Genomic DNA, 13,144 nt, shown 5'->3' on the forward strand with positions numbered 1-13,144 from the left:
AGAAATGAGAAAAACTAAAATACTTTTAATATCATTATCATTAATTCTAATCTCGTTTGGATGCAGTGATTTTTTAGACGAAAAGTCTGACCTGAAATTGGCGACTCCAGACAGATTGGAGGACAACCAAATGCTTCTTAACAATTATGGTTTCCTCAATGTGGAGTTTGCTTCAAGTGGAGAAACAAGTTCAGACGACTACTATCTTACCGATGCCGATTATAACGGTTTGAGCTTCGAGGCCACCAAACGTCTTCATATATGGATGCCTGATAATGTTGCTCCTCCCATTGAATCAGGAAACGATTGGTCTACCTGTTACAGAAGCATCTATATCTGCAATGCGGTATTGTTCAATATGCAGGATAAGAACTTTACAGGAGAACAGGCAGATAACATCAGGGGACAAGCGCTGGCACTTCGCGCTTTCCGATATCTGGACGCCGCTCAGATATGGTGTAAAGCTTATAATCCTCAAACTGCAGGAACAGATTTGGGACTTCCTCTAAGACTTGACCCTGATATGAATATCCCATCAGTACGCTCAACATTGAAACAGACCTATGACCAGATCATCAGTGACCTGCAGACTGCAATACCGCTACTTTTACCAAAGCAGATTTTAGGGATGCGAATATCAAGAGCGGCTGCTTACGGTTTGTTGGCTCGTACCTATCTTTTTATGGGAGATTATACCAACGCGCTATATAATACTCAGCAGGCACTCAGCATCAATAATGAGCTTATGGATTTTAATACGCTGAATCCCAATGCTGATTATCCTATTGAGGAAATGAATAAGGAAATTCTTTTATGGACAGCCCTAACATATGAATCCCACTTAATGCCTGCAAAGATTCCTGACTCCATTTATCAAATGTATGATAGCAATGACTTACGCAAAACTGTGTTTTTCAATAAGAATGCAGATAATGAAATTTTATTCAAAGGCTATTACAACAATGTCAATGGACCAATAGTAAGTGTGGCAACCGATGAACTTTATTTGATGGCTGCCGAATGCAATGCAAGACTGAATAAGATTCAGGAAGGTATGGGTTATCTCAATAACCTCCTTGTCAAAAGATGGAAAACAGGAACTTTTGTTCCGATAACAGCCGGTTCACAAACAGATGCTTTGAATATTATTTCAAAAGAAAGAAGAAAAGAGCTTTTGATTCGTGGGGTAAGATGGTCTGATTTAAAAAGATACAATCGTGACGGGACAAATATTACATTGACAAGAACTATAAATGGGCAAACCTATACTTTACCGCCCAATGATTTGCGATATGCAATAGCAATTCCTGAGGATATTATTACTCTTACAGGAATGCCTCAGAATCCAAGATAAAAATAATAGGGTTGGCAAATTATTGTCAACCCTACTTTTTAATACTGATTGAAAGGACTATTATTGTCTTCTTTCACTCGGATGAATAGCAAGGACCTGCGCATTGGTCATTCCTCCAATCACGTCAACCAAGTCTTGCCCTTCCGGAACTGCAATTGTACAAGGTTTGTTTCCTGTTGTAAGACAAGATGAACCTGCTCCTTCTGCCCAATTCGATACATTAGCGAATGCACCTGCTGAGGTACTAGTACTATTGTAATAAAACTGTTTGTCGGCTGCTTTTTTTTCTACGATTTTAAACGACATAAGAGCGCCTGTAAAAATAATGGCAACTATCGCTACTGCGTTGATTTTCAAAAATTGATTAATTTTCATTGTTATGGTCTTTTTATACATCAAAAAAGATTACCTTAAAAACTTTAGAAACCTGTTTGAGAAGTATAAAGAGTAGGCAGAAAAAATAATTATACCCATAGATTAACGAATCTTGCTGTACCAAAATATCCCATTCTACATATTCCCAAACAAATTGTTGTTAATAAATTCATTTTAGAAATTTTGATTGTTAAACAGCTTTCGGCTGTCTAATTTTAAGGTTAAACATTAATAACAAATTCAAATCATAAACATCCGTAAGCAATTACGGTAACATACTTACTCAGCAGGCCTGCTGTATCTTAGATTTAAACCTAAACCAATAACAGATAGAATGACACAACCAATATTAAAGTACAGATGTTGATGCCAGCTCATCTTCTCCAAAATTCCTCCACAGGAACAAGGAAGATTATTACTTGTACTTAGTATTAAAGCAATATATCCTGTGAAGATGAGCATCAAAACAAAACTTCCTACTAGTCCCATATTTCTTGTTTTCCGGTAGCATAACAATCCTGCAATAAGAACTTCAACAATGATTATCGTGTAAGGTAGGAATTGCAAAGACCCATTCAACAATGGTGATTCTGAAATCTGAACTTGGAAATTCTCAAAATCCAATATCTTACTGATAGCTGCATAGCAGAAGAGAATAACAAAGAAAATGCTTACCGCAAATGGTATTATTTTTTTAAAATATTTCACGACATTAGTTTTTTTGTTGACAGTATTTCTTTGTAATGTGTATGTCTATTTTACTTACAATTACTGATCAAATGTAACACAGAAATTCAACAGAAAAAATGATTTGTAATGCCTGTTTCCTATGTCTGATGCCAGTTTATAAACTGATCCTCTGTATCAAAATCTCAGAGCGGCATAGGTTTATGCTGTAGTTTTTTTCATAAAAGTGATTATAAGTTAGATTTAAATATTGTGCTCAAAAAGACAAATGATACTTATTCATCACATCAAATGTTATTTTGTGTAAATAAGAACAGTGATGGATGGTATTTTGGTTATGTAGTTTACAAAACAGTTGGATATTCCATAAAAAATAACGTAATTTTATAAAAGGTTATAATAAAATGAAGATAACGTGCAGATGCTCAGGTTGTTTATATTGCTATTTGTTTCCACTGCGGAATTATGGGTTGCGCAGAGCACAGACAATGTGGCCTATCATCAGATCAGAAAAAAGTATGATCACCAGAAGGTTAATGATACTACAGCACTTTCTTACGTTGACCTTTTAATTGCCCTCGCAAAAAAAGAAAAAAATTATTCTGAATTAACTTATGCATACCAAGATGCCCTGAATTTTGAGCCATCAGGATACCACAAAAAGCTGTATGCAGACAGTGCAATAACTTCCGCCCAGCATAGTTGCAATAACGATCTTATTGCCTCTGCTTATCTTGGAAGGGGAATTGTGTCTTACTATAGTTTTAAAGATTACCAACCTGCATTGGATGATTATATTAAAGCGTTATCCTACGCCAGACGTAGCACTAGCCCATACGTAAAGTATAGGGTATTATATCATCTGGGTGTAATGAAAAGTTATCTGGGATATTATGATGAGGCGGTTAGTCAATTTAAGGACTGTTCTGCTTTCTTTAAACAGGAGATTTTGAAAAATAATTCACCAGATATCCTTTACAATATGCGCAAAGGCTATTATAACAGTTTACATCAGCTTATTTATTGCTACCAGCAAATGGGAGATGATGATAGCGCCGACCGCTTAATTGAAATTGGCAACAAGGAAATACCCCAAAATTTAGATTTTGTCCAATTAAGGAGCTATTTTCTTAAATCTAAAGGCATTTCTGAATTTCGTAAAGGAAATTACGAGCAAAGTATTGCTGATCTTAATCGTGCACTTCCGGAACTATTCAAGGTAAATGACTTTGCCTGGGTATCAGTGATCTACTTTTATCTAGGAAAGAATAAATTGGCTCAGCACCAGCAGCAAGAATCCTTTAGTTTTTTTAGAAAAGTAGATTCCATTTATCAGAAACACCTTTTTTTCTTTCCTGAGCTTACGGAAAACTATAAAATTTTACTGAAGAATGCCCGTAAAAAATCAAATATAGATGAGACATTATCTTTTGCTGATACCCTCCACGAAATTGAAAAAATAAACATAGAAGACAGACATTACCTTTCTACGAGGTTTGAATTGGAAGAGATAAATATTGAATATTCCAGTACTGCCCAACGTTACAGGAGCATCCTCGCTGGTGTTGTAGCTGTCTCTATGCTCTTATTTGTGTTCATAGTCAACACTTATCTGGAAAAGAAAACCGAGAAAACATACGATGTGGTCTTAGCGGGTGTGGGTGTTGATATTGAGGAATTAGAAGCGGATGTCTTGCCACCAAAATGGACATTGAGCGCAGAGATTCGCAACAGAATTCGGAAAAATCTACAAAAATTTGAAGACGAAAAAGAGTTTTTGAAACCGAACCTGAGTTTGAAAAAAATTGCAATAAGAGTAGGGACAAATCCTAATTATCTATCTGCCTACATTAACACAGAGAAAGGAATGCATTTTAACCGTTACCTAAGTGAGTTGCGCATCAAATATATTGCTGAATTGCTCGCAGAAGATCCTATAACAGCTCATCAAAAAACCGAAGTTCTTGCCAAGTTATGTGGAATTGCCTCCCGCTCCAATTTTCTAAAATTGTTTTCAGAGATCTTTGGTATGTCGCTGCAAGAGTATCAGAATCAATGCAGAGAGAAGTTTGCTGCTAATGACAGATTTTAATTAAGTTGTGTTGGATGAATGTCTAAAATACTCCTCAAATCGTAAGGTTTTATGGTATCTACATTTTAGACATTGCCTAAATCAATTTCATAGATTTTCTCTGATTCAAGAGATTAAACGAAATTGAAGCGAAGCGATTATTATGTAAATTTGATAGCTAATCTTTAATTATAGAATATGCTAAGAGGCTTAGGTGTTTTTTCAGATTTTGAAGTTCAATTATTCAATCAAAATACTGAAACTAAAACCGTTGAAAAAAATGAAGTTCTTCTTTCTGAAGGAAAGATTTCAAAATCGATTTTCTTTATTAAAACAGGAGCTCTTTTTCAACTCCAAAAGATTGATGATGAAGAAATAATTATTGATTTGAATATTCAGAACGATTGGGTTTTCAATTTTGATAGTTTGACGAATCAAATTCCTTCCAATATAATTATAAAGGCATTTTCTAAATCAGAAGTTGTAGAACTAAAATTAGAAAGCTTACACAAGCTGATTTCGATTTCACAAAATTTCTTACAACTCAACAAGATTTTCAATTCGTTGTCTACCAAAATTCATATTTATGACAGCAATTTGAATCCGACTGAAAAATATGATTACCTTCTAAAAAATAAACCTCAAATCATTAAAATTTTTCCTTTGAATATGATTGCTTCTTATTTGAAAATACGCCAAGAAACTTTGAGCCGAGTAAGAGCCAGTGTGATTTTTTGATTTCAATCAAGTGCTCCTTCAATATTAATTCTGGAAATTTGAAAGAAAAAAAATGATTACTGATATTATTGCAAAATTGCCAATGAGACAAAAAGAACTTACTCTGAATTTTTATAAAAAACTAGGTTTTACAGTTTTCGGAAATGAGTTTGATAATTATTTAATGCTACAAAGAGATAATCTACAATTGCACTTTTTCGAATTTAAAAGCCTAATTCCAGACGAAAATTACGGACAGATTGTCCGTACAACCTCCATTGAAAATCTGTATAACACATTCATCGAAAATAAAGTTCCAATACATCCCCATGGACATTTAGCAGAAAAAGTTTGGGGTCAAAAAGAATTTTCTATCCTTGACCCCGATAGCAATCTGATAACTTTTGGAGAAACATTGAATTAAAAAGTCTTACAACATTAATTATGCGGATAGCTTTTACAGGTTCACATAGAGTTGGAAAAACAACTTTGGCAGAAGAGATTGCTGAAAGTTTACCTGATTATGAATTTATAATTGAGCCTTACTTACAACTTGAGGAAGAAGGATATTTGTTTTCAGAAATACCAACGTTGGAAGATTATATTGAGCAATTCAATTTTTCTGTAGAACAGCAACAAAATAATTATGACAACGTGATTTTTGACCGTTGTCCATTAGACCTATTGGCATACGTTTATGCAATTAATAAAAGGAAAAATATATCTTCTCTTTACCAAGAAATGACCACAGCAATTGCTGAAATTGACCTCTTGATTTTTGTTCCTATAGAAAAAGTCGATTTAATAGGTTGTCAAGAATCAGATTTGCCCAATCTAAGGCACGAAGTAAATGGTATTTTAGAAGACTGGATTGGAGATTTTAGCAATGAAATTCTGGAAGTAAGCGGAACTTTAGAGAACAGGAAAAAGCAAATATTAGATAAGATAGCTAATATGGAAAAATAAAAGTTAACCAACAAGATGCTATTAATCTGAGATTTCAATTAAATCTATTTTCAAATCTTAAATCAAATTATTGCCAACTGTTGAGTGTACAAAATTTGTACACTCAAATCAAAAGACTGTACAAATTTTGTACACTCAAATTAAAAACCTGTATAAATTTGGTACAGTCAGCTCACAAACGTATATAAAATTTATACACCCAAACTGTAAACCTGCATATTTTTTATGCAGGTTAAAGATTGGTTCTTTTCATACTTTTTTCTTTCTAAAGTAAAAATATTGAAAAACGCTCATAATCAATGTTTTAAATAATTATTTCAGAGATCTGAAAAATCTGAGTTTTATTACAGCAAGATGTGTCTTTGTATATACAAACTTTTCAAGTTTTACATCCAAAGACTCTCTTGCCTTTTTTGCAAAAGGGGAAAAAACTGCGGAACTTGTTTTTTTGTTTTCCTTAAAATCAAGTTTAAGATTCCAGAATCATCCAGATTCGTCTTATTTAGCCCAGCCACGATTAACACTATTGTTTTCAAGATTTTGATGCTCCAACTTTGCAGAGGAAATTTTAATCAAAAAACAAAAATGAAATAAATATGGTAGTAAACCTCATCACAAAAGAAGACCTTCAGGAATTCAAAACCGAATTGCTGGATGATATTAAGAATTTATTCAATATCAAGGTTTCTGAGCAAAAATTATGGTTACGTTCATCAGAGGTGAAAGAGCTTTTAAAAATCTCTTCTGGAACATTGCAAAACCTTCGCATCAATGGAACTCTGTCTTATAATCGTGTCGGAGGAAGTTTATACTACAATTACAAAGACATCGAAAAATTGCTAAATGGAAAAGGATAATTTATTAGTTCAGAAACAACAGAAAATGAATTACATAAAACATCTCACTGGTTTCTATGAAAAGGTGGCTCGAGACAATACGCTTAATCCTACGCACATCAGCCTCTACTTAGCATTATTCCAATTCTGGAATTTCAACCGTTTCCGAAATCCGGTCAGTATTTCACGGGACGAAGTGATGCGAATCAGTAAAATCCACTCAAAAGCTACCTACCATAAATGCCTGAAGAATCTTCATTCTTCGGGCTATATTGATTATCAGCCGTCTTATAATCCGTTTGTAGGAAGTCAGGTGGTGATGATGGATTTTGCTGGGGAATTAAAGCCTACTTCAAAAAGGCAGTAACAGCAATTAGAAGATGCTAATAGAAGCCTATAAATATAATAAATGGATTATATGATTGGATAAACCACCATTTAAAAAGTATTACTTACAAAAGTGCTTATTTAATTACTCGTTTTACTATCTTTAAGACTTAAAACTAAATTAGCCAATGTCTTTCAACGAAGATTCACGAGTTAAAATACCAGCCATCTTGCATTTGTTGAGGTTAGGTTATCAATATATTTCTTTAAAAAATCAAAACAGGATAGAGGAAAATAATATTTTCCCCTCTATTTTTTTGTCTAAAATTGCAGAGATAAATAGTATTTCTGAAACAGAAGCAAAAAGAGTTCTGGATGAAATTAATTTGGAATTGGATTTTGAGGATCTTGGGAAAAAATTCTATGAACGTTTAACATCAACTTCGGGTATTAAATTAATTGATTTTGAAAATTTTTCAAACAATGATTTTCATATCACAACCGAGTTAACGTGCAAATCTGGCGATGAAGAATATCGTCCGGATATCACAATTCTCGTGAATGGAATTCCATTAGCTTTTGTGGAAGTAAAAAAGCCACACAATAAAGATGGAGTTATTGCTGAACGGAAACGTATTAATGAAAGATTTGCAAACAAACATTTTAGACGTTTTGCAAACATCACTCAATTAATGGTCTTCTCAAATAATATGAATTATGAGGACGGAATTGTTGAGCCAATTTTTGGAGCTTATTATGCAACTTCTGCTTATTGTAATATTTCATTTAATTATTTTAGAGAAGATTTAGATTATCCAGTAAAAGAAAGGTTGTTAGAGTTAAATGAAGACATAGAGTTGGATATTTTGAGAGATAATAATTTGGTTGTTATTAAGCATAATCCAGATTTTACAACTAACAAGAATGAAAATAGTCCTACCAATAAAATTCTAACTTCACTCTTTAGTAAGGAACGATTAAAATTTATTTTACAGTTTGCTATTGCTTATGTAGAAGAAGAAGATAATGGTAAGCCTGTTCAACAAAAACATATTATGCGTTATCCGCAAATTTTTGCAACACAAGCAATTGCTGCAAAAATTGATTCAGGACAAAATAAAGGTATTATTTGGCATACACAAGGCTCAGGTAAGACTGCTTTGGCTTTTTATAATGTAAAACATTTAACTCATTATTTTTCGAAGAAGCATATTATTCCTAAGTTTTATTTTATTGTTGACCGCCTTGATCTTTTGATTCAAGCCTCAACAGAATTTTCCAATCGTGGTTTAAAAGTAAATCCTGTAAATTCTAAATCTGATTTTGTTAACGATTTACAAACTGTTGGTGCAATCCATAACGATAGGGGTAAGCCTGAAATTACGGTTGTTAATATCCAAAAATTTTCTGAGGATGCTACTGTCTTAAAAGATGTAAATTACGATATTAATGTTCAACGGATTTATTTTTTAGATGAAGCGCATCGCTCATATAATCCGAAAGGAAATTATCTTGCAAACCTTATTAATTCTGATAAAAATGCAATCAAAATTGCGCTTACAGGAACTCCTTTATTAAAAGAGGTAGCAAAAGATTATGATTCAAAACTACTTTTTGGAAACTATATCCATAAGTATTACTACAATATGTCTATTGCTGATGGATATACGCTAAGATTGATAAGAGAGCAAATAGAGGGCAATTTTAAAATGCAAATGCAGAATGTAATTGATGAGATTAAAGTTTTGCGAGGTGATATTTCTGCAAAAGATATTTACAAAAATACAAAGTTTGCAGAGCCACTGTTAGATTATATCTGTAATGATTTAATAAAATTCCGTAAAGATCAGCAAGATGCTACTCTGGGAGGGATGGTAGTTTGTGATTCCGCAGACCAGGCAAAGGAGTTATTTCGTCTGTTTCAGGAGAAATATGGAGAACAGGAAACCGATGCAAGTGTATTGATGGTTGCAGAACCAAGAACAAAATACGGTTTGAAAGAAGAGCCCAAACTTACTGCTTCTTTAATTTTACACGATGAAAATGACAAGCAAGTTAGAAAAGAACTTATAAAGGCGTACAAAAAAGGACACGTCGATATCTTATTTGTCTATAATATGCTGTTGACAGGTTTTGACGCTAAACGGTTGAAAAAACTATATCTGGCAAGAGTTATTCAGGATCATAATTTATTACAAACACTCACACGGGTCAATCGTCCTTATAAAAAGTATCAGTACGGATATGTTGTAGATTTTGCTGATATTTCAAAGGCGTTTGATCGCACCAATAAGCTTTATTTTGATGAGTTGCAAGAGCAGTTGGGTGATGAAATGGAAATGTACTCTCATCTATTTAAATCGGAAGAAGAGATTAAACAAGAGATTGAGGAAATAAAAGATACTTTATTTCACTATGACACTCAAAATAAAGAACTGTTTTCTCAACAAATTGCCGAATTAAATGACAAGCAAGAGCTTCTTAGACTTGTAAAAGCTTTAAGAACTGCAAAAGAGTTAAAAAATCTAATTGCATTAAACGGATATGAAGCTTTAAAAGGCTTAACAGATTTTGAACTTCTCAACCGTCTATTAATTGAAACGCAAAATCGACTTGACAATCTCAACCTTGTAGAAAGCATCGGAAACGAAGAAGCGAACCGAAATCTATTAAATGAAGCTTTAGAGGATATAATTTTTCAATTCGTTAAAGTTAATGAAAGTGAATTGGTACTTGCTGATGAATTTAAAAACATTCTACGAAAAGCCAGAGAATCTCTGCAAACTAATTTTGATCAGCTAGATCCTGAATTTGTAAGTCTTAGAGCTGAATTAGAAAGAATTTTCAAGAAAAAAAATCTTAGTGAGGTGACTCAGGAAGATATGGTAGAAAATATGCATCTTCTTCAGAAAATCTATGATCAAGCCAAAGAACTGAATAGAAAAAATGCCTTGCTAAAAGCTAAATATGATAATGACGATAAGTACGCTAGAATTCACAAACGCTTATCACAAAAAGGAGCTTTAAACGCAAAAGAATCTCAACTTCACCGAGCATTGATGCAGGTAAAACTACAAGTTGATGAAACTATTACTAATCAAGAAGAAATGGTGAAAAATGAAGCGTACTTCAAAAGATATCTTTTAAAACTTGTTGTGGATGAATTTAAAAAGAAAGAAAATATAAATATCGACTTTACAACGACAGAAAAAATAAATCAATTAATTTCGCAGGAATATTTACAACAATATCAATATAGATAATGACTCAAGATATAAACTTTATAACCAAAACAAAATCTTTAATAGATAATCTTAAAAGTGTATGCGCCAATTATGGGCTGGGAAATGACGGAAATGAATTTAAAATTATTACACAAATATTTCTATACAAGTTTCTTAATGATAAGTTTCGCTTTGCAGTAAAGGTAGAGCAACCTCAACTGGCGGAAGCTGAGAATTTTTCTAAAGCACTTCGTGAGATGAGTGATGACGAATATCAATTTTTACTAGCAAGTTTAGATCCGAATATTCCAAGATTACATCCGGAACATTTAATTTCCCATTTGTTCTCGATTCAAAATGACAGTGATTTTGGAAAAACATTTGATGATACTTTAAGACAAATATCGATTGAAAATGCTGATGTTTTCTCTGTAAAATCATTTAGCGGTGCAAAAGATACTTTGTTTGATGAGCTTACTCAGTTTATCTCTGATGCTTCTCAACGTGATGCTTTTGCAAAGGCGTTGATTAATAAATTATTTGAGTTTTCATTTGAAGAAATGTTTGTTCAGAAATATGATTTCTTTGCCACAATTTTTGAATATCTAATTAAAGATTATAACACTGATAGTGGCGGTAAATACGCTGAGTATTATACGCCACATGCTGTTGCTCGAATTATGGCGCAAATTCTTGTGCCGCATGAAGTAAAAGGTGTAAAATGTTACGATCCGAGTGCAGGATCGGGAACTTTATTAATGAGTTTAGCTCATCAGATTGGTGAAAAAAACTGTACCATATATTCGGAAGATATCTCCCAGAAATCGAGTAATATGTTACGTTTGAATTTGGTTTTGAATAGTCTTACACATTCGATTCCAAATATTATTAAAACTAACACCATTGCACAGCCTTTTTATTTAGACACGAAATTCGATTGTATTGTTTCCAATCCACCTTTTAAATTGGATTTTTCTGATTTTAGAGATGATTTGGAGAAAGATGCTTTTAAACAAAGATTCTTTGCTGGGATTCCAAATGTTCCGAAAAGTAAGAAAGAATCAATGGCGATTTATCTTTTGTTTATTCAACATATTATGCACAGTTTAAGCGAAAAAGGACAAGCAGCCATTGTTGTTCCAACAGGCTTCATTACTGCCCAAAGTGGAATTGAAAAGAAAATTCGTGAAAGGTTAATCAATAATGGTTGGCTTCGTGGTGTAGTAAGTATGCCAAGTAATATTTTTGCGAGTACAGGAACAAATGTATCTGTTTTGTTTTTTGATAAAAGAGCAGATAGCGAGCATATTATTTTAATGGATGCTTCCAAGCTGGGAAAAACAGTAAAAGAAGGTAAAAATCAACGTACTGTTTTAACTCCCGAAGAAGAAACTAAAATTGTAGACACCTTTAATCAAAGACAGGCTGTTGAAGACTTGTCTGTTGTTGTAACGAAAGAACAAATTGCAGAAAAGAATTATTCTTTCTCTGCAGGACAATATTTTGAAGTTAAAATAGAATATGTAGACATTACACCAGAAGAATTTGCAGAGAAAATGCAAGATTTTGAAACAACTTTACAAAGTCTTTTTGCGAAAGGAAATGCTTTGGATGCAAAAATTCAGGAACAATTAAAAAGTTTAAAGTATGAATAATTGGAAAATGGTTAAACTTTCTACATTATGTTCTCGGATTGGAGATGGTTTACACGGAACACCAAAATATGTTGATTATGGTAATGTTTTTTTTATAAATGGGAATAATTTAAAAGAAGGAAAAATTGAAATTAATGATGATACTAAAAGGGTTTCAGAGGATGACTTAAAAATGAATTTTATTCTGTTAGATTCATTTTCACTTTTAATAGGTATAAATGGGACAATAGGTAATATGGCATTTTATAATGGCCAAAAGTTAATGTTAGGTAAAAGTGCTGCTTATTTAAATTTTAAAAGTGAGATTAATAGATTTTATTATTTTTATTTTCAATTACCTAGAGTACAAAAGCATTTTTATGATATTGCTACTGGCTCAACTATTAAAAATCTTTCCTTACGTTCATTGAATGATTTTGAGGTTCCATTTCCCAACGATGATGAAGGAAATAAAATAGTTTCAGTTTTATCTTCTTTAGACAATAAAATAGATCTTAACAATCAAATAAATGATAATTTACAAGATCTATTTTTAGAATTGATAGAAGATAAGTAAGAATATAATAACAAATCATCATTTAAGAGGCTGTCTAAAATTGGATGGCCTCTGCTCTTTTTGAAATCTGACTGATAGCATTGATCTTAATCTTTGTAAGTCATTAATCTAACTATATTAATCTTAAAAAACAATTCAAACCCACTAATAGAGAAAATTTAGAGAAAATTTGTAAGAGACAATTATAATACGTCAAGTTTTGTCGCTACGCAGATATAAATTTGTAAAATAATCAAAGAAAACAAAAAGGATTGTTTCAATAAATCTTTTCAAAGTAAAAAGAAGTTGGCGCCATTAATTTAATTTTTTTTGATAAAACAAACAATGAAACTCTTACATGAAAATGCAGATAATTTCGAGCTTGGTAATTATCTGC

Annotated in this window: 12 protein-coding genes; 10 read left to right on the forward strand and 2 right to left on the reverse strand. The window is 32.6% G+C overall.

The annotated features are described in order from the left end of the window. The first annotated feature begins 4 nt into the window (after window positions 1-4). Entirely contained in the window at window positions 5-1,354 is a 1,350-nt protein-coding gene (locus FW768_RS00745) for a RagB/SusD family nutrient uptake outer membrane protein (RefSeq protein WP_153391479.1), read from the forward strand. A gap of 60 nt (window positions 1,355-1,414) precedes the next feature. On the opposite strand, the gene FW768_RS00750 is transcribed toward FW768_RS00745, so the two are convergent. Both FW768_RS00750 and FW768_RS00755 read right to left on the reverse strand, forming a co-directional pair. Then, complete coding sequence (locus FW768_RS00750) at window positions 1,415-1,729, reverse strand: hypothetical protein (protein WP_153391481.1); 315 nt, start codon at window positions 1,727-1,729, stop codon at window positions 1,415-1,417. Between the two features lie 279 nt (window positions 1,730-2,008). Beyond that, entirely contained in the window at window positions 2,009-2,437 is a 429-nt protein-coding gene (locus FW768_RS00755; protein ID WP_153391482.1) for a MauE/DoxX family redox-associated membrane protein, read from the reverse strand. A gap of 400 nt (window positions 2,438-2,837) precedes the next feature. Here FW768_RS00755 and FW768_RS00760 point away from each other — a divergent pair, with 400 nt between their 5' ends. The 9 genes from FW768_RS00760 to FW768_RS00800 all read left to right on the forward strand — a co-directional run bounded on the left by FW768_RS00760 (window position 2,838) and on the right by FW768_RS00800 (window position 12,768). Next, on the forward strand, window positions 2,838-4,508 hold the full coding sequence (locus FW768_RS00760; RefSeq protein ID WP_231128781.1) for a helix-turn-helix domain-containing protein: 1,671 nt from the start codon (window positions 2,838-2,840) through the stop codon (window positions 4,506-4,508). Between the two features lie 177 nt (window positions 4,509-4,685). Beyond that, window positions 4,686-5,225 carry a Crp/Fnr family transcriptional regulator gene (locus FW768_RS00765; RefSeq protein ID WP_153391486.1) on the forward strand — a complete coding sequence of 180 codons (540 nt, stop codon included), beginning with the start codon at window positions 4,686-4,688 and terminating at the stop codon, window positions 5,223-5,225. A gap of 52 nt (window positions 5,226-5,277) precedes the next feature. Then, window positions 5,278-5,628, forward strand: coding sequence for a VOC family protein (locus tag FW768_RS00770; RefSeq protein WP_153391488.1), 351 nt, complete (start codon window positions 5,278-5,280; stop codon window positions 5,626-5,628). Between the two features lie 20 nt (window positions 5,629-5,648). After that, window positions 5,649-6,170, forward strand: coding sequence for an AAA family ATPase (locus FW768_RS00775; RefSeq protein ID WP_153391490.1), 522 nt, complete (start codon window positions 5,649-5,651; stop codon window positions 6,168-6,170). A 596-nt stretch (window positions 6,171-6,766) separates the two neighbouring features. Further along, complete coding sequence (locus FW768_RS00780; RefSeq protein WP_153391492.1) at window positions 6,767-7,027, forward strand: helix-turn-helix domain-containing protein; 261 nt, start codon at window positions 6,767-6,769, stop codon at window positions 7,025-7,027. Window positions 7,028-7,052: 25 nt separating this feature from the next. After that, on the forward strand, window positions 7,053-7,373 hold the full coding sequence (locus tag FW768_RS00785) for a hypothetical protein (protein WP_196782918.1): 321 nt from the start codon (window positions 7,053-7,055) through the stop codon (window positions 7,371-7,373). 148 nt (window positions 7,374-7,521) lie between these two features. Next, a complete protein-coding gene (locus tag FW768_RS00790) occupies window positions 7,522-10,596 on the forward strand; it encodes a type I restriction endonuclease (RefSeq protein ID WP_153391494.1) in 3,075 nt (1,024 codons plus the stop codon). Continuing rightward, complete coding sequence (locus tag FW768_RS00795; protein ID WP_153391496.1) at window positions 10,596-12,212, forward strand: HsdM family class I SAM-dependent methyltransferase; 1,617 nt, start codon at window positions 10,596-10,598, stop codon at window positions 12,210-12,212. Before FW768_RS00790 ends, FW768_RS00795 begins: the two co-directional genes overlap by 1 nt. After that, on the forward strand, window positions 12,205-12,768 hold the full coding sequence (locus FW768_RS00800) for a restriction endonuclease subunit S (protein WP_153391498.1): 564 nt from the start codon (window positions 12,205-12,207) through the stop codon (window positions 12,766-12,768). Before FW768_RS00795 ends, FW768_RS00800 begins: the two co-directional genes overlap by 8 nt. Window positions 12,769-13,144: the final 376 nt, after the last annotated feature.

It is taken from the genome of Chryseobacterium vaccae (genome assembly GCF_009602705.1).
GTDB lineage: Bacteria > Bacteroidota > Bacteroidia > Flavobacteriales > Weeksellaceae > Chryseobacterium > Chryseobacterium vaccae.

Excerpts from the sequence above, each read along its gene's own strand:
- FW768_RS00745 (WP_153391479.1), top strand. The coding sequence starts at position 5 with ATGAGAAAAACTAAAATACTTTTAATATCATTATCATTAATTCTAATC.
- FW768_RS00750 (WP_153391481.1), bottom strand. The coding sequence starts at position 1,729 with ATGAAAATTAATCAATTTTTGAAAATCAACGCAGTAGCGATAGTTGCC.
- FW768_RS00760 (WP_231128781.1), top strand. The coding sequence starts at position 2,838 with ATGCTCAGGTTGTTTATATTGCTATTTGTTTCCACTGCGGAATTATGG.
- FW768_RS00765 (WP_153391486.1), top strand. The coding sequence starts at position 4,686 with ATGCTAAGAGGCTTAGGTGTTTTTTCAGATTTTGAAGTTCAATTATTC.
- FW768_RS00770 (WP_153391488.1), top strand. The coding sequence starts at position 5,278 with ATGATTACTGATATTATTGCAAAATTGCCAATGAGACAAAAAGAACTT.
- FW768_RS00775 (WP_153391490.1), top strand. The coding sequence starts at position 5,649 with ATGCGGATAGCTTTTACAGGTTCACATAGAGTTGGAAAAACAACTTTG.
- FW768_RS00780 (WP_153391492.1), top strand. The coding sequence starts at position 6,767 with ATGGTAGTAAACCTCATCACAAAAGAAGACCTTCAGGAATTCAAAACC.
- FW768_RS00785 (WP_196782918.1), top strand. The coding sequence starts at position 7,053 with ATGAATTACATAAAACATCTCACTGGTTTCTATGAAAAGGTGGCTCGA.
- FW768_RS00790 (WP_153391494.1), top strand. The coding sequence starts at position 7,522 with ATGTCTTTCAACGAAGATTCACGAGTTAAAATACCAGCCATCTTGCAT.
- FW768_RS00795 (WP_153391496.1), top strand. The coding sequence starts at position 10,596 with ATGACTCAAGATATAAACTTTATAACCAAAACAAAATCTTTAATAGAT.
- FW768_RS00800 (WP_153391498.1), top strand. The coding sequence starts at position 12,205 with ATGAATAATTGGAAAATGGTTAAACTTTCTACATTATGTTCTCGGATT.